Origin of the sequence: Trinickia diaoshuihuensis, from assembly GCF_003390925.1 — a bacterium.
In the GTDB taxonomy this organism is placed as follows: Bacteria; Pseudomonadota; Gammaproteobacteria; order Burkholderiales; family Burkholderiaceae; genus Trinickia; species Trinickia diaoshuihuensis.
Genome location: NZ_QUBS01000081.1, coordinates 181,231 through 200,552 on the forward strand (window position 1 = coordinate 181,231; position 19,322 = coordinate 200,552).

The following is a 19,322-nucleotide window of genomic DNA, read 5'->3' on the forward strand; positions in this document are numbered from 1 at the left end:
ATCTCACCGCCCCTGCCTCAGCGGCCCAGCCGCTCGAGCAGTGCGCGCGCCTGCGTGTCGATGTCCGGCGCGTTCGGATGCAACTCGAACGCCTGCGCGTGCGGCAGTTCGGCGAAATGCCCCTTGCTGCTGCGCGCGTACGCCGGATCGTAGTGCAACTCGATGAGTTCCTCGAAGAGCGGTGCCCGGGCGTTCTCGTCGACCAGACGGCACCAACGCGTGACGCGCTCGCGGCTATGCAGGCCGATCAGTTTCGTCAATTGCGTCTTGAAGGCGTCGGGCGCATCGAACCAGTGCCCATAGTCGTCGAGCAGAAACGCGATGCGTTCGTCGCGTTGCGCGTGGATGGCGATGCAGCGGGAACGATGCATCGCATCGAGCAAGGCGGTGGGCAAGGCCAACTTCCCGATCGTTCGGCTTTCCGCTTCGATGAACACCGGCCGCTCGGAAGCGAAACCTCGCAGTGCCTGTACGAGCCCGGTCTCGAACGCCTTTTGCGAGGGCTGCGGTTGGCCCTGGACGGCGCCGAGCAGAGAACCGCGATGCGCGGCGATTCGCTCGAGGTCGAGCACCTGGGCGCCCGCGTTCGCGAGAGCGCGTAGCAGACGCGTCTTTCCGCTGCCCGTCGCACCGGTGAGAACGATGTATTCGAAGCTTGGCGGCAATGCGACGAGCGCATCGAGCACCGAGCGCCGGTAGGTCTTGTAGCCGCCCTCTAGCCGGCGCGCTTGCCAGCCCATCAAGTTCAGCCAAACCGCCAGCGACTCCGAACGCTTGCCGCCGCGCCAGCAGTAGACGAGCGGGCGCCATCCGCGAGGGCGGTCGGCGAACGTCGTTTCCAAATGCCGCGCGATATTGCGCGCGACCATCGCCGCGCCGGTGCGCGTGGCTTCGAATGCCGATACCTGTGCGTAGAGCGTACCGACGACCGCACGCTCCTCGTTTTCCAGGACGGGAGCATTGATCGCACCGGGGATGCGGTCTTCGGCGAATTCGAGCGGCGTGCGCACATCGACGATTTCGTCGAAATCGGCTAGACGCTCCAAGCTGACGCTGAGCTCTTTCATGGGCGATCCGAAAGGGACCGGAGGTGCGGGCGATTATGACACGGTGCGTGGCCGCCGCCTCCCCCTCCGCCTCCGCCGCAAGCGAGCCCGTGCATGGCCTATGCTAGTGGTTTTATGGGCGGGGAACCGCCGTATCGCTACCTATCGCTACCGAAGGAAAACCGATGCGCCAATCGCTTGAACATCTGCGAGTCGACGTGCGTGGTCGCGGTCTCGTCGAAATCACCTCGAAGGTACGCGAGTTCGTCACGCGGCAATCGATCGAGACGGGCCTCGTCACGTTGTTTTGCCGGCATACGTCGGCGTCGCTGCTGATCCAGGAGAACGCCGACCCTTCGGTTCGGCGAGACCTCGAGCGCTATTTCGAAACGATCGCGCCCGAAGACGCGCGTCGTTACGAGCATGACACCGAAGGCCCGGACGATATGCCTGCCCATTTACGCACCGCGTTGACCCAAGTCCAATTGTCGATCCCGATCGAACACGGTGCCCTCGTCTTGGGAACCTGGCAGGGCATCTATTTGTTCGAACATCGTAAGCAGCCGCATCAACGCGACGTCGTCATGCATGCGATCGGCGAATAGCGCGCGCTGGCCCGTTGCCGCTATGAGCGCGCGCAGGGGCTGGCCGGGGCAACCGCGGGCCGCTTCGCCGATGCTCAGCCCAAGTCGAGCGCGGCCGTGAGATCGCCGGGCGGGGTCTCGCCGCGAGCCAGGAAAGCGCGGTTGCGCGCCGCGACGCCGTCGAGCGGCGCGAGGTCATGGACACGGTCGATTAGACGCAGGATCGAGTTCGTGTCGTAGAACGTGTGATCGACATAGCCCTTCTTGGCAAACGGGGCAATCACGAGGGCCGGAATGCGCGAGCCGGGCCCCCAGCGGTCCCCTTGCGGCGGCGCCACGGGATCCCACCATCCTCCGTTCTCGTCGTGAGTCATCACGATGAGCGTGTCGGCCCATTGCGGCCCGTTGCGGATGTGATCGATGACGTTGGCGATGTGCTTGTCGCCCGATTCGATGTCCGCATAGCCCGCGTGCATGTTCAGATCGCCCTGCGGCTTGTAGAACGAGACGGCGGGTAGGCGGCCCGCGTCGATGTCGGCGATGAAGCGGTTCGTCGATGCATCGTCGCCCATCCCCGCATCGCGCAAATACCGCGCGCGCGCCTCGGTGCCGGGCGCGTAGTTCGAAAAATAATTGAACGGTTGATGGTGATACTGAAAGTCCGGTCGCATGCCCGTATCGCGATGCTCGAGCGCGTACTGCCAGGCGCCGCTATACCAGGCCCAGTCCACCCCTTTTGCCGTCAGACGATCGCCGATCGTGGCGTAGCGTTGCGGGGGCATCACGCGAGGATTGGCGGGATCGGCCAGCGTGGAATCGCCGCCCGGCGCCGGTGCGACGAAGCTCGGTTGATAAGGCGGCGCCATCGTGTTGACGGCGTAGCCGTCGGGTGTGAACAGGCCGTCGCGCACGAATTTCGGCGGACCGTCCAGGGCGGACGCCTTTGCATCGGGGGCGAGCTTCAAGCGCGTGCCGAGCGGGTCGTCGCCCTCGAGGACCGAGACGAGGTCCTTCGCGGGGCTCGTGCCGATGTTCGGATAGAACGGGGCTTGCGCGGAAATCAAAAAGATGTGATTGAGCCACGAGCCGCCGAATGCGGCCATGAAGAAGTTGTCGCAGAGCGTGTATTGCCGCGCGAGATTCCAGAGCCTCAGCGTTTGCGGGGAATTCCGGTAATAACCCATCACCAGCGCGCCCGAGTCGGCCCATGCGACGAATTGGTCGTTGCGCCCGCCGTTGATTTGCATCTGGTTCTGATAGAAGCGATGCCACAGATCGCGCGTGATCACGGCATTGGGCAGCGGCTTGCCGTGGGCATCGGCCACGACGAACGGGCGATTCGGCAAGTGCGAGATGTCTTGCTCGCCGATCATGTAGCGCGTCATGCCCACTTGCTGCGCTTGCGGCACGAGACCGCCCCAGATTTTCGGCAAATACGGCAGCGCGGTCTTACCGTCTCGATCGAGTTGCAAAGGCGCTTGCCCGCCGAGCGCGGCGAGCGGATCGCGCACGCCTGGAAAGCCGCCGTAGAGGTTGGCGAAGCTGCGATTCTCGGCATAGATGACGACGATCTGGCGAACCCGCGCGCGCAGGGCCGCATCGATCCTCAGGTCCTCGGCCGTTCGCGCCGCGGCGCTCTCGCGCTGGACGGCACGGCTCGCCGGCGTGCTGCAAGCGGGCAGGGCAAGGCCCATGCTCACGGCCGCAAGTCCGCCCAACAGGCGGCGGCGTTCCGGGTTCGTTGGCCGGTCCGCGTCCGTCGGCGGCGGTTCGGGATGGGGCGCGACTTTGGGCGTTTCGTCTTGCATCGGCTCGTCTCCGTCGATCGTTGCTTGACCGCGCACATGCCAATCGGCGCATATGCGCTCTAGATACCGCGCGAATCGCCGCGCGGCCGGGCGACATAGTAGCGCGCTCGATGGCGCAGTCGTGTGAAAACGGTTTCTGGCAAGCAAGCGGGCCTGGCGTGTGCGACGCGGCCTAAGCGAGCCTTAAGGTATCGCCCGCGATAATGAGACCTATTTTCAACACCTTCCCATCGATGCCGGAGAACGAACGATGACAGTACGAACCTCGATAGCCGCGCAGCAGGGTAGCGATGCATGGCTCAGCAAAGTGCCGCAAGCCACCGCTGTGTTTTGGCTCGTCAAGATTTTTGCGACCACCGTGGGCGAGACGGGCGGCGACGCGCTTTCAATGACCTTGCAATTGGGTTATGCGGTCGCGACGTTCGTTTTTCTGGCGTTTTTCGTCGTGACGTTGGCAATTCAGGTGCGCTCGCGCAGCTATCATCCGGCGGCCTATTGGGCCGTGGTCGTGGCGACGACGACTGTCGGCACGACCACGTCGGACTTTCTCGATCGCACGGCGGGACTCGGTTATGTCTTGTCGTCGGCGCTGTTGCTGCTCGGCGTATTGATCGTGCTGGCGGTATGGCGAGCCGCCGCGGGGAGGATCGAGTACGATCGCATCGCGAACCCGCGCGACGAGATCTTCTACTGGGTCACCATCTTGGTGTCGAATACGCTGGGTACCGCGCTGGGCGATTTCGCCGCGGACGATCTGGGCCTGGGCTTCGAGCATGGCGCGCTCCTATTCGCGGGGCTGCTCGTCGTGGTCGCGCTCGTATGGCGCCTCGCTCGCCGCGTACCGGTCGGCGTGCTGTTTTGGGCTGCCTATGTATTGACGCGTCCGCTCGGCGCCACGCTCGGCGATACGCTGACCAAGCCGCTCGCCCAAGGCGGGTTGAATTTGAATCGGATCGCCGCGTCCCTTGCCATCCTTGCCGCCATGATCGCGGTCATCCTCATCCAGCATTTTGCGAGCGGCGGTGCTCGCGCGCGGCGCGCGGCCCCGGCCTCGTCGCGCTAACCGTCCTCGCCGCGCGGCCCGCTATTCAGCGCGGCGCTTTCTTCGCGGCGGCGCCTTTCGTTCGAGCCGGGTTGCGCGGTGCGCGCGGCGTCACCGCGGCGGCCGGCTCCGCTTCCGGTTCGCGCGGGCCGCTCGCGCTGGTCTTCTTCGCCGCCGTCATGCCTTGGCTTTTCGGCGCGCGCGAAAGCGATTGGAATGCCGCATGACCGTCGTCGAACAGCGGTAACGTGCCGACGGCGATGAGTTCCGCCGGCCCGGGGCCGACGTTGACGACGCGGTGCCGGTGCTGCGCATCGAAATGCAGCGAGTCGCCCGCCGTCAGTTCGTAGTCCTTCTTCCGCAGCGTATAGCGCACCTTGCCGGATAGCACGTAGACGAATTCGTCGCCGCTATGGGCGACCCATTCGGAGCTATAGCCCTCCATCATCTGCACTTTGACGGCATTGAGCAGACTGCCGCTGAACGTCGTCGAAAGGCGCTCGTACTTTTGCCGCATCGGACCGACTTGGTACGATTCGCGCCGTCCTTCGTGCGAATCGGGCTGCGCCTGCCGCGGATGCTCGAGCAATGTGCCGAGCGGCACGCTCAGCGCCTTCGCCACGTTCACGAGCGACGAGATCGAGATGCCGGTCAAGTTGCGCTCGACCTGCGACAAAAAGCCAACCGACAAGCTCGATGCGGTCGCCACTTCGAGCAGGGTCATTTTCGATTCCCGGCGCAGCCGCCGAATGCGCTGACCGATGTGATTGATATCCGAATCCATGAATCCTCGAGCCTGGAGGAGATCGCCGCGCGCCGCCGATCCGGCGAGCGTTTCGCGCGGTACGGCAAGCACGCTGCCGCGCGACGCGGATCGGCGCGTCGCGCGGCAGCCGGGCAGCAACGTGCGCGCATTGTACCGCGCCGTTTATAGCCTAACGCCGTTACGGCGCAAGCGCGCAATTTTTTAGTGGCACCAAAATTTTAGCTTGACGTAAATTCGTCGCGCCGGTAGTTTTCACGATGGGGGCACAAGCGCCGAAACACGACAGAACGAGCGAATCCGATGATCGACCGACTTCAATACAATTTTTCCGATCTTCCGAACTACGAACCTTCGGTGGCCGACGTTCAGGCCCGGCTCGGCGCCTTCATGGAGCGCCTGAAACTCGATGCGCTCGTGGTCACTTCGCAAGACGAATTCATCACCGAATACGTGCCGCGCCGCAATAGCCAGCGCTTCGCCGTGTCCGGCTTCGACGGCTCCGCGGGCTCGGGCATCTTCCTGAGCGAAGCCGCGGCGGCGCGTATCGGCGTGCCGCGTTTCGTGCTGTTCGTGGACGGGCGCTATCACCTGCAAGCCGAAGTGCAATGCGATAAGACGCTCGTGCAAGTCGAAAAGCTCGAATTGGCGGTGCCGATCTGGACGGCGCTCGCGCGATGGCTGTCGAACCATGCCGACGTCCTGCGCTCGGTCGGCTACGATGCTTTGCGTATCAGCGTGGGCCAACGCGACCGCTTGTTCGACGATACGCGTCGCGACGCGCTGCGATGGACCGCCTTGTCGGCGCGCGAGATCGACCGCGCGATCGGTCTGCCGGGCTGGCAAGTGAAACGGCCGATCTTCGAGGTGCCCGAAGCGCTCACGGGCACGACGGTCGCGAGCAATATCGCCGCGTTGAACGATCGTTTGCGCGGGCATCTCGGCAATGCCGGTGCGCGCGTTTGCTGGCTCACTTGCGCCGCCGACGATATCGCGTATCTGCTCAATAGCCGCGGCTATCACATGCCTAACGCGTCGTCTCACCTCGGCTACTTGTTCGTCGTGGGCGATCAAGTCGCGCTCTATTTGCCCGAGGGCTGCGACGAGTGCCCGGTCGAACTCGACGCTTATCCCAAGCTGCAGATATTTCGCAACGATCTCGCGGCGCTTGCGCGTTTCCTCGCGCTATTCGACGTCGAGCATATCTGCTACGGGGCGGACTTCGTAAACTGCGCGATGCCGGACGCGCTGAGCCGCGTCTGGCCGCATGCCCGTCATTCGAGCTTCAGCCCGGTGGAGTCGATGCGCGCGTCGAAGACGCCGCAAGTGCTCGATCATTTCCGCGACGCGTTCAAGCGCAGCAGCGCCGCGATCGCCGAAACGATGCGGTGGGCCAAGTACGGCGAGCCCGGGCAGCATCCGAGCGAATACGATCTGGCTCGCAAGATCAACGATGCGTATGCGGCGCGCGGCGCTGTGGGGCTCACCTTCACGACGATCGCGGCGAATGGCGCCAATAGCGCGCTCGCGCACTACACGGCTGCAAGCGCGGACGTGGCGCTGGAGGAGGGCGCGCTCGTGCTGCTCGACAGCGGCGCCTATTACGAGGGCGGATTCGCGACGGACTGCACGCGCGTGGTCTTGCGCAAGACCGATGCGCGGACCCAGGCCGAACCGTGGCAGCGCGAGATTTATACGATCGCGCTGAAGGCCTGCATCAAAGGGCTCGTCACGCGCTTCCCGGCCGAGTTGACGGGCGGCGAGGTGGACGAAGCGGTGCGCGACGTTTGCCGGGCGAGCGGCTACGACTTCAATCACGGGACGGGCCACGGTATCGGTATCCATGTCCATGAAGGCGGCGTGCGATTCGCGCCGAACTCGAAGTACGGATTGGCGCCCAACGCGGTCATCTCGGTTGAGCCCGGCATCTACCTGCCCGGCAAAGGCGGCGTTCGGATCGAGAACGTCGTCATCATCCATCCGAGCGAGCGCGAGCCGGGTACAGTGGAATTCGAAAACATCGTCGCCGTCGGCTACGACTGGGACCTCATCGATCTGGACTTGCTCGACGATGCCGAACGGTCTTATCTGCGCGACTACGAGCGGTTGTGTGCGCAACTGGGCAACGACGTGACACCTTGTCCGCTGCTGTAACCATCGATGGGTTAGCGCGGCCCCGCGCGCCCCGCTTGCGCTGAAATTTTGCGACGCGTATCTTGATCGGCCTCATCCCAGATGCGTGGCCGCCGCGCCGCGTCATGCGCCATGTCAGACACGTCCGCCGCATCGAATACGCCGAACCGGTCTCTCGCGGAACGCCGCACGATCGATTACATCCCCGATGCGGAACGTCACGGCAGACCGGTCAGTCAATTTACGCTGTGGCTCGGGGCGAACTTGCAGATCACGGCGATCGTCACGGGCGCATTGGCGGTCGTGCTGGGCGGCGACGTGTTTTGGTCGCTCGTGGGTTTGGCGGTCGGCCAAATGCTGGGCGGTGCGGTGATGGCGCTGCACGGCGCGCAAGGTCCGCGGCTCGGCCTCCCGCAAATGATTTCGAGCCGGGTCCAATTCGGCGTGGCGGGCGCCACGCTGCCGCTCGTGCTCGTATGCCTCATGTATGTCGGCTTTTCAGCCGGCGGCACCGTATTGGCCGGACAGGCCATCGCGCAATTGAGCGGCTTGACCCCCACGGCGGGCGTGCTCGTTTTCGCGGCGCTCGTGATGCTTTCGGCCGTGCTCGGCTATCGCCTCATTCATGGATTGGGGCGTTTGATGAGCGTCGTCGGCGTGATGGCGTTCGCGTATCTGTTTGCCCGCTTGCTCGCCGAGCACGATGTCGGGGCATTGCTTGCGATCCGCCATTTCTCGCTCGCCAACTTCCTTTTGGCGATGTCGTTGTCGGCATCCTGGCAGATCGCGTACGGGCCGTACGTGGCCGACTATTCGCGTTATCTGCCGCGAGCTACGTCGGCGCTTCGTACGTTTTGGGCCGTCTGGCTGGGGTCGGTCATCGGTTCGCAAGCGTCGATGACCTTCGGCGTATTCGCGGCGGCGCTCGCGGGTCAGGCGTTCGCCGGCCATGAAGTAGCGTTCGTCGTCGGCTTGGGCGGCAGCGGCGGGGCGGCCGCGCTGCTTTACTTCGCTATCGCGCTCGGAAAGCTGACGGCCACGACGTTGAATGCATACGGATGCGTGATGTCCGTCGCAACCATTGCGACGGGGCTGGCCGGGCGGCGCAGCATCTCGGCCGCCGTGCGCACGGGCTGCGTCGCCGCGATGCTCGCGATCGTCGTCTGGCTCGCGCTGGCCGGACAGCACGCGTTCTTGAAAGCCTTCTCTTCGTTCATTCTGTTTCTGCTCGCGTTTTTCACGCCGTGGAGCGCGATCAACCTCGTCGATTATTACTGCGTGACGAAGGAGCGCTACGACGTGCCCGCGCTCTACGAGCCCAACGGGCGGTATGGCAGGTTCAACGTCGCCGGGCTGACGGTCTATGCGATCGGCGTGCTGGTGCAAATGCCGTTTATCGCGACCGGCTTTTATACAGGCCCGCTGGTGGACGCGCTGGGGGGCGCGGACATTTCGTGGATCGTCGGCCTCGCGGTCCCCGCGCTCCTGTACTACCTCGCCGTCCGGCGCGACCGAGCCCACGTGCCCGACCGTCTCATCCTGCCCGTCGATGCGTCGTCACGCTGAGCGCGCCTCGTCGAGCGATGCCAAGAAGCGGCGCATGTGAGCGGCTACCTCATCGCAGGCTTCGTCGAGTGCGAAGTGGCCGGCGTCCAGCAAGTGCACCTCGGCATTCGGCACGTCGCGCCGGTAGGCGTGCGCCCCTTCCACCGTGAACGACGGATCGTACTTACCCCATAGCACGAGCATCGGCGGCTGATGCTCGCGCAGATAATGTTGCCATTGCGGATAGCGTTCGACGTTCGTCCGGTAGTCGTAAAACAGTTCGGTCTGGATGTCGATTTGCCCGGGGCTCGACAAGAAGGCGAACTCGTCGTGCCATGCGTCGGGATCGTAGCGCTCGGGATGCGCGGTATGGCCCACGTGTCGAAGGCGCGTCGCGTCGAACGAAAGGAGATTGGCCCGCAGCGCGGCCTCGTGCCGCGTCCGGTCGGCCCAAAACGCCTTACGCGTTTCCCAAAGTGGCCCCAAACCCTCCTCGTGCGCAACGGCGTTTTGCACGACGATGGCGCGAATTCGATCCGGTTGCGCTTGTGCCATCCGAAAGCCCACCGGGCCGCCGTAATCCTGGACGAATAGCGCGAAACGCTCGAGCTCGAGCCGGTCGGCGAAACGCGTCATGACCTCTGCGATGCCGTCGAACGTATAGTCGAATTCATTCGGCGGCAATGCCGTGCTATGACCGAAGCCGGGGTAGTCGGGTGCGATGAGGCGATACCGATCGGCGAGCGCGGGCAGCAGCGTTTCGTACATGCGCGATGACGACGGAAAGCCGTGCAGCAGCAATAAGACCGGGGCGTCGTGCGGACCTGCCTCGCGGTAAAAGATATCCAATCCGTCGATACGGACAGTCTTATATCGGATGTTTGCGCGAGTCCAGTTCACGTTTTTCTCCTAGATGGGCATGGGGTAGTTAGGACAGCGTTCGATCGCGATGCGTCTGATGAATCAGTGCGGCGCAGGCGAAGGCGACGAGCGTGACGGCAGTGACACCTAGCCATCCGAGCGAAGCAAGCGTTGGGCCGGATAACGCCGCGCCCACCGCGCCGCCGATAAAGAATAGGCCGGTAAACAGTCCATTGACGCGGCCGCGCGACTCGGGCGCGAGCAGGTTGATCGCGCGCCGTCCCAAAGCTTGATCGGCGATAACGCCCGCATCGAGCAGGAACGCCGACGCGGCCGCGATGCCGATCGCCCACGGGCGCGGCAGCGGTGCGCTCAAGGCCCACGCGGCTGTTGCGATGGCGGCGATCGCGATGGCATGCGCCGTTTGTTTCGCCCGCCGCGCATGTCCGCGATCGGCCGCATGGCCCGCGATCGGCGCGGCGATCGCGCCTCCTGCACCGGCAAGGGCGAACGCGGCGATTTGGGCGGCGCTGCAATTGAACGGCGCGCGGGCCAGTACGACGGCGGCGCTCGTCCAAAACATGTTGAAACCGATCATGAGCAGCGCTTGATACAGGGCGTGCCGCCGTAGTGTTTCGATGGATACGACGAGGCGACCGAGCGAGGCGATCAACGCGCGATACGAAGGTTTGCCGACGGGCAACAGCGGTGGCAGGCGCGGCACGGCGCAGGCGGCGACGATGGCGAGCAGTGCGGCGTCGGCAAGAAAAAAGCCGCGCCATCCGAGCGCTCTCGTCGCGATGCTGGCGAGCGGGCGCGACAGCAAGATGCCGAGCATGAGCCCGCTCATGACGTTGCCGACGACGGCGCCGCGCGCTTCGATCGGTGCGAGCGCCGCGGCGGCTGGAACGAGCATTTGGATCGCGCTTGCGGTGATACCGATCGCAAGCGATGCCGAGAGAAACACGATCGGCGTGGGGGCTAGGGCCGCGATAGCGAGGCAAATCGCTTGCGCCGCGAGCGTGGCGCCGATCAGAGGCCGATTGGGCAAGCGATCGACGAGCGGGACGAGCGCGACGAGTCCCACCGCGTAGCCGAGCATCGTGAGTGCCGTGACGAGCGTGGTCCACGCGCGCAAATGCAACGAGGCGTCGAGCGCACCGAGCATGACCTGCGATGCGTACAGCGGCAGCACGGCCACGCCGGCCAAGGCGGCGAATAGTAGAACCGGGACGTCGTGACGGCCGGCCGTCGGTGGCGATATCGCGTGCCGCGAGCAAGTGTCCATGGGAATACCTTTTTGAAAGGAGGGTCCGGCCGATGCTACTCTCCCGGTCCGACGATGTAATCGGCGAAACGATTGAGACATAATCTATAAAAATGGGAGAATGACGATGCAATCGTTGCGCGAATTGGAAACCTTCGTGGCTATCGCGGAGGAGGGGAGCCTGACGGGCGCCGCGCGGCGGGTGGGCCGATCCCTGCAAGCGGTGAGCCGTGGCTTGCAGACGCTCGAAAGAGAAATGGGCGCGACGCTCGTCGTCCGGACGACGCGCACGTCGCGTTTGAGCGGGGCCGGGGAGCGGTTTTACCAGCGGGTGAAGGCGATCCTGGCCGACCTCGAAATCGCCCAGACCGAACTCGCCGAGGATGCTCGTCGGTTGACGGGCAGGTTGCGCGTCAACGCGCCGAGCCTGTTCGGGCCGCGCTTCGTCGTGCCGCTCGTTGCCGAATTCTTGCAGCGTCACCCGCAGCTTGCGGCGTCCGTGACGGTGGAGGAAGAATATAGCGATCCCGCGACGAGCGGCGCCGATGTCACGGTGCGCATCGGCACGACGCCCGATTCGCGATTGATCGCGCGCAAGCTGGCCGACGTGCGGCGCGTCGCGTTCGCGTCGGCCTCGTACCTTGCCGCCCACGGGCACCCGCGCACGCCCGAAGAGCTCGCATCGCATGCGTGCGTCGTGCGAACGGGGGTGGCGAATCCTTATCGGTGGAGCTTCACGGCCCGCACGGGCGAGGAAGTTTCGGTGAACGTGGGCGGCCGCTTCGAAAGCGATCAAGTGGCGGCGGTCAACGCGGCGGTGGAGGGAGGATTGGGGATCGGGCTCGCCGCATTCTGGCAAATCCGGGGCGCGCTCGAAGCGGGCCGCGTCGCCATCGTGCTGCCGGAGCACGAACCGGCACCGTTGCCGCTCTTCGCGCTGTGGATGCGTACGCGCAAGATGCCCGCGCGCACGCGATTGCTGATCGATTTCCTGGCTGCCCGCCTTGCCGGCGAGAAACTATGACGATCGCTCCGATGCCGTGGACCGGCCCACGGCCCTACCGCGCCGAAGGCACGTTCGCATCGATCGGCGTAGAATGCGCGTCGTCGCTGCCCGCGGCGGGTCGCGTAGGTGCCGTTGCCGCCAGCTAGCGTTATTGGAGGAGTCGCCGTTCACCATGACCGAGTCGCCTGCTTCGGTTCGACTACCCGAGCCCTCGCCGCCCGATCGCGCGGCGCTCGATGCCTTGTGCGAGTTCATTGCCACGCACAAGCGGCTGTTCGTGCTGACGGGCGCGGGCGTGAGCGTCGAATCGGGGATTCCCGGCTACCGGGACTTGAACGGCAACTGGATGCGCGCGCAACCGATCCAATGGCAGGCATTTCGCGACTCCGAACAGGCTCGGCGCCGCTATTGGGCGCGTAGCATGGTCGGTTGGCCGATGCTCGACAAGGCCCGGCCCAATGCCGCTCACGATGCGCTGGCTCGGCTGGGCACGGCCGGCCGCATCGCCCGTCTCGTGACGCAGAACGTCGATGGACTCCATCAACGGGCCGGCAGTGCGGATGTGGTGGAGTTGCACGGCAGCATCGACGACGTGCTCTGCCTCGACTGCGGCAGCCGATACGCGCGTGCCGAAGTCCAAACCTGGCTCGTGCGCGATAATCCCGACCTCGCCGACGTGAGCGCCGCGGCCTCGGCCGATGGCGATGCCCATCTCGAGTGGGACGCGCTCGATGTCTTTCGCGTGCCGGCGTGTCCGCATTGCGGCGGCATGCTCAAGCCCGACGTGGTCTTCTTCGGGGAGAATGTGCCGCGCGAGCGCGTGCAAGCGGCCTCGGAAGCGCTTGAAGCCGCCGATGCGATGCTCGTGGTGGGCTCGTCGCTGATGGTGTTTTCGGGCTATCGCTTTTGCCTGTGGGCGGAAAAGGCGGGCACGCCGATTGCCGCGATCAATATCGGCGTGACGCGCGCCGATGCGCTGCTCTCGCTCAAAGTTCAGGCGCCGTGCGGCGAGGCGTTGGCCGACGCGGCCGCGCGCCTCGCTCCTTTAGTTTCTTATCGTTGACGGTCGTACCGTCGTGACGCGTGCGGTGCGATCCGCCGGGCGCGTCGGCCTCTTGGAGAATTCGACAAATGGGCAAACCAGCCATTGGCGTGATCGGGCTTGCGGTGATGGGCCGCAATCTAGCGTTGAATATCGAAAGCCGCGGTTATACGGTCGCGGTCTATAACCGAAGCCGCGAGAAGACGGACGAACTCGTCGCGCAATATCCCGACCGAAAACTCGTGCCGGCGCATTCGCTAGAGGCGTTCGTCGATTCGCTCGAAAAACCCCGTCGCATTTTGCTGATGGTCAAGGCCGGCGAGGCGACCGATGCGACGATTGCCGCGCTCAAGCCGCTGCTCGATAAGGGCGACGTTCTGATCGACGGGGGCAATACGCCGTTCACCGATACGATCCGCCGCAATCAAGAGCTTGCGCAGGCGGGATTGCATTTCATCGGCACGGGCGTCTCCGGCGGCGAGGAAGGCGCGCTGAAGGGACCGGCGATCATGCCGGGCGGCCCGCGCGACGCGTACGATCTCGTGGCGCCGGTCCTGACGCAGATCGCCGCGAAAGCGCCGGACGGCGAGCCTTGCGTGGCGTACATCGGTCCGGACGGCGCCGGGCACTTCGTCAAGATGGTGCACAACGGTATCGAATACGGCGACATGCAGTTGATCGCCGAAAGTTACGCCGTACTCAAGCAAGTGGCCGGGCTTTCGAACGACGAATTGGCGAAGGTCTACACGGAGTGGAACGAGGGCGAGCTCGATAGCTACCTCATCGATATCACCGCGAAGATTTTCACGAAGCGGGACGAGCAAACCGGTCAGGATCTCGTCGACGTGATCCTCGATCGCGCCGCGCAAAAAGGCACGGGCAAGTGGACGAGTCAAAACGCGCTCGATCTCGGCGTGCCGTTGCCTCTCATCACCGAATCGGTGTTCGCGCGCGTGCTCTCGTCGCTGAAATCGCAACGCGTGGCGGCGAGCAAGGTGCTAGCCGGGCCGCAAGCCAAGCCGTTCGCCGGCGACCGCGCCGCATTCGTCGAAGCCGTGCGCCGGGCGCTCTACTTCAGCAAGGTGATCTCGTACGCACAAGGCTTTGCGCAATTGCGTGCCGCCTCCGAGGAATACAAATGGAACCTAGACTTCGGCGGCATCGCGAAGATCTTCCGCGCGGGCTGCATTATCAGGGCGCGGTTCCTGCAGAAGATCACGGATGCTTATGCGGGCGATCGCGCGTTGGCCAATCTGTTGCTCGACCCGTATTTCCATGAAATCGCCGAGCGTTATCAAGCGGCGCTGCGCGACGTCGTCATCGCGGCCGTGACGGCCGGCGTGCCGGTACCGGCGTTTGCTTCGGCGATCGCTTATTTCGACGCCTACCGCTCCGAACGACTGCCTGCGAACCTTATTCAGGCCCAGCGCGACTTCTTCGGCGCGCATACGTTCGAACGCGTCGACCGTGAGGGTAGTTTCCACGCGAACTGGGCATAAGCATCGATGGACAGGGCGGGATCAAGGCGCAAAAACGTGCGATTGATCCCGCTTTGCGCAGGAAACTTTGCTGCTTTTCGCGCATTGTTGCTTTTCTGGAAATTCTATTTCGTCGAATTAGTGGTTTTCCCTAGGTGATCGACTGACTAGACTGGAATCAATCGCTGCGGCATATCGCATGCGGCGAACCAGTAACGGAGGTTGATCATGAAGTCATTCGTGTATGCAATGGTTGCGGCTTCCGCTTTGGCAGCCCCGCTCGCGTCCTACGCTCAAACGTCCGGCAACAACGGCCCGGTGACCCGCGCCGAAGTGCGCCAGGATTTGATCAACGTTGAACGCGCGGGCTACAACCCGAGCGCTCGGAGCCCCTACTATCCGGACGATATCCAAGCGGCCGAACAGCGCCTGAACGCGCAACAAGGGCAAGAAGGTTACGGCGGCGTGAGCGCCGGTAGCTCGCAGTCGGGCGCCCCTTCGGCGGCCCGGCCGATGGGTACCGGCAACTCGCCGCAGCAATCGATCTACTTCGGCCAATAAAGGCAGCCGACGGAACGTGATCGCGCCCCATCGGTCAGACGGGTAGCGATCGGTCGGAATGCGACTGGCTCGCTGTCCCCGCAAGGGGCGCGAGCCAGTTTTGTTTTGTCTTGCGGCGCGAGGGATGTACGATGCTCGGCGAGTACGATCGTGATAGACGAGAAACGTCCGTCCGCCGGCGCGGGCCATGGCCAGATGCCGGCGGACGGGTCCAAAAAGGCAACATCGCATCGATCGAGGGCCGAGGGTGAAAACAGTGAGCATGCGAGCACGACAGCGCCTCGTTTGGGCGCGCACTGCGTTGGCGCTGACCGGCGCAACGATTTTGGCCGGCTGCGCGACCGGCGATTGGTTTCAATCGCCGTTCGGATCTCAGCCTCAGTCCCAACCGGCCCAGAATGTCCGCGTTCCGGCAGGCTTTTATCGCGTCAATCCCGGCGATACGTTGCCGGGCGTCGCTAGCGCGTTCGGACAAAGCGCCGATCAGTTGGCGTTGTGGAACAACCTGCCGCGCACGGCAATGCTGACCCCGGGGCAAGTGCTGCGCGTGGCGCCGCCGCCCGGCGCCGCCGCGGGCACGAACGTCAACGAGCCGATCGTCGTGCGCCCCGCGTGGCCCGCCTATGGGCAAGTCGTCCGGCTCACGGGCGATGCGGGAAACACCAAGGGCATCCTCATCACCGGCCGCCCCGACGAGCCGGTCAAGGCCTCCGCGGACGGCAACGTCATTTACGTCGGTACCGGCATCGATCGATATAAATCGCTGGTCGTGGTTAAACACGGCGGCGATGTCGTGACCGGCTACGCGATCAACGGAGAGGTATTCGTCAAGGAAGGCGATGCCGTCAAACAGGGGCAACTGCTCGCGCAGATGGGCACCGATACCTCGGGGCGGGGCACCGTCGAATTCGAAATCCGCCGCGCCGGCAAGCCCGTCGATCCGCTCGCCTTGCTGCCGCGCTGATTTGCTCGATCTCCCCTTACGCTTCGCAGGCACCCGCCGTGCTCGCGTCCTTGTACAGCGACGCGGGCGCGGCGGCAGCCGTTTCACATTCGTATGAAACGCTTTCGGCCATGTCCCGCGGCGCGCGATCGCTTGGTTGCGCCCATGTCGGCAGGCCATGCTTCACGCCCGCTGCAAATGGCGTAACCTGAATGTTTCCGCGGTAGGCGTCCGGGGCCGCCCGCCAGCAAGGCGCATGCCGCTTGTTGTTCGAGGAGGAAATCGATGACAGCCGTCGATCTGGAATTCGACCAGCTCAACAGTACCGTCGACGCGCTTAGGCGCTCCATCTCCAACCGCTTGATGTACGGCGTGGGAAAAGACGCCGTCGCCGCGAGGCCGCAAGATTGGCTCAATGCCGCGGCGCTTGCCGTGCGCGACCGGCTCGTGGCCCGTTGGATGACGACCACGCGGCAGCAGTACGAACAAGACGTCAAACGCGTCTATTACCTGTCGATGGAATTTCTGATCGGCCGCACGTTCACGAATGCGCTGCTTGCGCTCGGCATCTACGATCAGATGAAAGAGGCGCTGGCGAGTCTAGGCGTCGACATGGAGGCCGTGATCGATCTCGAGCCCGATGCCGCGCTCGGCAATGGCGGCCTGGGCCGGCTGGCCGCCTGCTTTCTCGACTCGATGGCTACGCTCGCCATCCCCGGTTTCGGCTACGGTATTCGATACGACTACGGCATGTTTCGTCAGCAGATCGTTGACGGCGAGCAGGTCGAGACGCCGGACTATTGGTTGCGTGCCGGCAATCCGTGGGAATTCCCGCGCCCCGAGGTACAGTACATCGTGCATTTCGGCGGACGCACGATCGTGCGCGACGGACAGACCGAATGGGTCGACACCGAGCACGTCAACGCGATGGCCTTCGACACCGTGATACCGGGCTTTGGGACGAGCGCGACGAATACGTTGCGGCTGTGGTCGGCGCGGGCCACCGAGGAACTCGACCTATCGGCGTTCAACCAAGGCGACTATCGCCGCGCCGTGGAGGCCAAGGAACATTCGGAGAACGTGTCGCGTCTGCTCTATCCCGACGATTCCACGCCCGCGGGCCGCGAATTGCGGCTGCGCCAGGAGTATTTCTTCGTCTCAGCGACGATGCAGGATCTGATTCGCCGCTATCAGCGCACGCACAGTACGTTCGGACGTTTCGCGGAAAAAGTCGCGATCCACTTGAACGACACGCACCCCGTGCTCGCGATCCCCGAACTTATGCGCCTACTCGTGGATATCCATCATGTGCCGTGGGACCGCGCATGGAAGATGGTGCATCAGGTGTTTTCCTATACGAATCACACGTTGATGCCCGAAGCGCTCGAAACGTGGGATGTCGAGATGCTCGCGCGCTTGCTGCCGCGACACCTCGAAATCATCTTCGACATCAATGCCGATTTTTTGAAGGAGGCGAGCGAGCACTTCGGACACGACATCGACGTCATTCGCCGCGTGTCGCTCGTCGACGAGTTCGGGCAGCGGCGCGTGCGCATGGCCCATCTGGCGATCGTCGCGAGCCAGAAAGTCAACGGCGTCTCGCAGTTGCATTCGCAGTTGATGGAGCGCGAGTTCTTTAGCGAGTTCGCCCGTTTTTTTCCCGAGCGCTTCACGAACGTCACGAACGGGATCACGCCCAGGCGCTGGTTGTCTCAAGCGAACCCGCCGCTGTCCAAGCTCATCGACTCGCATATCGGCACGAACTGGCGCACGGATCTGTTCGAACTATCGAAGCTGCGCGCGCTGAAAGACGACGCGGCGTTTACGTCCGAGTTCCGGGCGGCGAAACGGCGCAACAAGATTCGACTCGCCCAGCGTCTGCTGCACGAGACCGGCTGCGTCGTGCATCCCGATGCGCTGTTCGACCTGCAAGTGAAGCGCATCCACGAGTACAAGCGGCAACTTTTGAACGTGCTGCACGTCATCGTCCGCTACAACCGCATCCGCGCGCGGCCCAACGAGGATTGGGTGCCTCGCGTCGTCATCTTCGCGGGCAAGGCCGCCTCCGCATACAAGATGGCGAAGACGATCATCAAGCTGATCGGCGACGTCAGCGAGAAAATCAACCGCGATCCGGTCGTAGGGGATCGCCTGAAGGTCGTGTTCGTGCCGAATTACGGCGTGAGCGTGGCGGAAATGCTGATTCCGGCCGCGGACTTGTCGGAGCAGATTTCGATGGCGGGTACCGAGGCCTCTGGCACCGGCAACATGAAGCTTGCACTGAACGGAGCGCTGACGATCGGCACGATGGATGGCGCGAACATCGAGATCTGTGAAGCGGTGGGACGCGAGAACATGTTCATCTTCGGTCTCGCGGCCGACGGCGTCAGTGCCTTGCGGGCGTCCGGTTATCGGCCTCGCGAGATCTACGAGCGCGATCCCGAGCTACGGCTGGCGCTCGACCAGATTCGATCGGGGTACTTTTCCGACGGCGACCCGCATCGCTTTTCCGATATCTTCCATACGCTGGTGGATTGGGGCGACCACTACATGGTGCTCGCCGATTTCGCGGCGTTCGCCGCGGCTCAAGACGCCGTCGATGCGCGTTTTCGCGACCCGCGCGGGTGGACTGCGAGCGCGATCGAAAACGTCGCCGGCATGGGGCGCTTTTCTTCCGACCGGACCATCGACGAGTACGCGCAAAAGATCTGGCGCGTCAAGCGGCTATCGTTCGATTGAACCACTCGCGCCCGCCGCTCGATTGTCAGCAGCATCAGGAGCGGCGGGCGTACGCGTTACTGAGCCGTGGCCCCGTGAATCGATGCGAGCGCGCCTCGTAGTGCTTGATCGACGCGTTTGACGAAGTCGGGATCGGGGCTCGAGAGCGCTTCCCGGTCGCCGCTTTCAGTCGAGACCATGAGCCGGTGCTTGATGTCTTGCGTCGTCCATGCGAGGAGGCCGACAACGATCGTCATCACGCCGAGCGTGAGCGCGGCGCCCGAGGACCGGACGGCTCCGGCGGCGGCGACGGCCGCGCCAGCGAGCGACAGGGTGAGCGGCAGGACCTTATTCTTTTGAATCGTCTCGACGCGTGTGCTTTGAATCTCGCGCAACGAAAAGATCTGGCCGCCCGCGCTCAGCCCGTTGCGCGTGATCATGACGCCACGCTCGTTGAAGTTGTTATCCATCGAGAAACGTTGGAACGGAGGTGATTGGGCCGTCAGCCTAGCAGATAATGGCGCG

General features: G+C 64.1%; 16 protein-coding genes. 10 read left to right on the top strand and 6 right to left on the bottom strand.

Features of this window, described 5'->3' with window-relative positions; genetic code table 11:
• Nucleotides 1-17: 17 nt before the first annotated feature.
• Nucleotides 18-1,067, bottom strand: coding sequence for a tRNA 2-selenouridine(34) synthase MnmH (gene mnmH, locus DXT59_RS19130; RefSeq protein WP_116138436.1), 1,050 nt, complete (start codon nucleotides 1,065-1,067; stop codon nucleotides 18-20).
• Nucleotides 1,068-1,231: 164 nt separating this feature from the next.
• Here mnmH and DXT59_RS19135 point away from each other — a divergent pair, with 164 nt between their 5' ends.
• Nucleotides 1,232-1,651, top strand: a complete 420-nt coding sequence (locus tag DXT59_RS19135; protein WP_116138437.1) for a secondary thiamine-phosphate synthase enzyme YjbQ — start codon at nucleotides 1,232-1,234, stop codon at nucleotides 1,649-1,651.
• Nucleotides 1,652-1,725: 74 nt separating this feature from the next.
• Here the strand turns inward: DXT59_RS19135 and DXT59_RS19140 are convergent, their stop codons facing one another.
• Nucleotides 1,726-3,438 (bottom strand): acid phosphatase, encoded by a 1,713-nt coding sequence (locus DXT59_RS19140; RefSeq protein WP_116138660.1) that lies wholly within the window; start codon nucleotides 3,436-3,438, stop codon nucleotides 1,726-1,728.
• Nucleotides 3,439-3,688: 250 nt separating this feature from the next.
• On the opposite strand from DXT59_RS19140, the gene DXT59_RS19145 reads away from it, so the two are divergent.
• The gene (locus tag DXT59_RS19145) at nucleotides 3,689-4,501 is read left to right on the top strand and encodes a COG4705 family protein (protein WP_116138438.1); all 813 of its coding nucleotides are present in this window, start codon (nucleotides 3,689-3,691) and stop codon (nucleotides 4,499-4,501) included.
• 25 nt (nucleotides 4,502-4,526) lie between these two features.
• Here DXT59_RS19145 and DXT59_RS19150 read toward each other — a convergent pair whose 3' ends face one another.
• Nucleotides 4,527-5,264, bottom strand: a complete 738-nt coding sequence (locus tag DXT59_RS19150) for a cupin domain-containing protein (RefSeq protein ID WP_116138439.1) — start codon at nucleotides 5,262-5,264, stop codon at nucleotides 4,527-4,529.
• Nucleotides 5,265-5,546: 282 nt separating this feature from the next.
• Here DXT59_RS19150 and DXT59_RS19160 point away from each other — a divergent pair, with 282 nt between their 5' ends.
• Together DXT59_RS19160 and DXT59_RS19165 are read left to right on the top strand one after the other, a co-directional pair.
• Nucleotides 5,547-7,397 carry a M24 family metallopeptidase gene (locus tag DXT59_RS19160; RefSeq protein WP_116138441.1) on the top strand — a complete coding sequence of 617 codons (1,851 nt, stop codon included), beginning with the start codon at nucleotides 5,547-5,549 and terminating at the stop codon, nucleotides 7,395-7,397.
• Between the two features lie 111 nt (nucleotides 7,398-7,508).
• Nucleotides 7,509-8,942, top strand: a complete 1,434-nt coding sequence (locus DXT59_RS19165; protein ID WP_116138442.1) for a purine-cytosine permease family protein — start codon at nucleotides 7,509-7,511, stop codon at nucleotides 8,940-8,942.
• On the opposite strand, the gene DXT59_RS19170 is transcribed toward DXT59_RS19165, so the two are convergent.
• Nucleotides 8,934-9,821: an alpha/beta fold hydrolase gene (locus tag DXT59_RS19170; RefSeq protein ID WP_116138443.1), complete on the bottom strand. Its 888-nt coding sequence runs from the start codon at nucleotides 9,819-9,821 to the stop codon at nucleotides 8,934-8,936. The genes DXT59_RS19165 and DXT59_RS19170 overlap by 9 nt on opposite strands.
• A gap of 28 nt (nucleotides 9,822-9,849) precedes the next feature.
• Entirely contained in the window at nucleotides 9,850-11,070 is a 1,221-nt protein-coding gene (locus tag DXT59_RS19175; protein ID WP_116138444.1) for an MFS transporter, read from the bottom strand.
• A 106-nt stretch (nucleotides 11,071-11,176) separates the two neighbouring features.
• On the opposite strand from DXT59_RS19175, the gene DXT59_RS19180 reads away from it, so the two are divergent.
• The 6 genes from DXT59_RS19180 to DXT59_RS19205 all read left to right on the top strand — a co-directional run bounded on the left by DXT59_RS19180 (nucleotide 11,177) and on the right by DXT59_RS19205 (nucleotide 18,818).
• On the top strand, nucleotides 11,177-12,073 hold the full coding sequence (locus tag DXT59_RS19180; protein WP_240324579.1) for a LysR family transcriptional regulator: 897 nt from the start codon (nucleotides 11,177-11,179) through the stop codon (nucleotides 12,071-12,073).
• Nucleotides 12,074-12,227: 154 nt separating this feature from the next.
• Nucleotides 12,228-13,118, top strand: coding sequence for an NAD-dependent protein deacetylase (locus DXT59_RS19185; RefSeq protein ID WP_116138446.1), 891 nt, complete (start codon nucleotides 12,228-12,230; stop codon nucleotides 13,116-13,118).
• A gap of 68 nt (nucleotides 13,119-13,186) precedes the next feature.
• Nucleotides 13,187-14,596 carry an NADP-dependent phosphogluconate dehydrogenase gene (gndA, locus tag DXT59_RS19190; RefSeq protein ID WP_116138447.1) on the top strand — a complete coding sequence of 470 codons (1,410 nt, stop codon included), beginning with the start codon at nucleotides 13,187-13,189 and terminating at the stop codon, nucleotides 14,594-14,596.
• Nucleotides 14,597-14,803: 207 nt separating this feature from the next.
• Nucleotides 14,804-15,136, top strand: coding sequence for a DUF4148 domain-containing protein (locus tag DXT59_RS19195; protein WP_116138448.1), 333 nt, complete (start codon nucleotides 14,804-14,806; stop codon nucleotides 15,134-15,136).
• Nucleotides 15,137-15,398: 262 nt separating this feature from the next.
• Nucleotides 15,399-16,100, top strand: coding sequence for a murein hydrolase activator EnvC family protein (locus DXT59_RS19200; RefSeq protein WP_116138449.1), 702 nt, complete (start codon nucleotides 15,399-15,401; stop codon nucleotides 16,098-16,100).
• Between the two features lie 264 nt (nucleotides 16,101-16,364).
• Nucleotides 16,365-18,818: a glycogen/starch/alpha-glucan phosphorylase gene (locus tag DXT59_RS19205; RefSeq protein WP_116138450.1), complete on the top strand. Its 2,454-nt coding sequence runs from the start codon at nucleotides 16,365-16,367 to the stop codon at nucleotides 18,816-18,818.
• A gap of 56 nt (nucleotides 18,819-18,874) precedes the next feature.
• On the opposite strand, the gene DXT59_RS19210 is transcribed toward DXT59_RS19205, so the two are convergent.
• The gene (locus DXT59_RS19210; protein WP_116138451.1) at nucleotides 18,875-19,267 is read right to left on the bottom strand and encodes a DUF6232 family protein; all 393 of its coding nucleotides are present in this window, start codon (nucleotides 19,265-19,267) and stop codon (nucleotides 18,875-18,877) included.
• Between the last annotated feature and the right edge of the window lie 55 nt (nucleotides 19,268-19,322).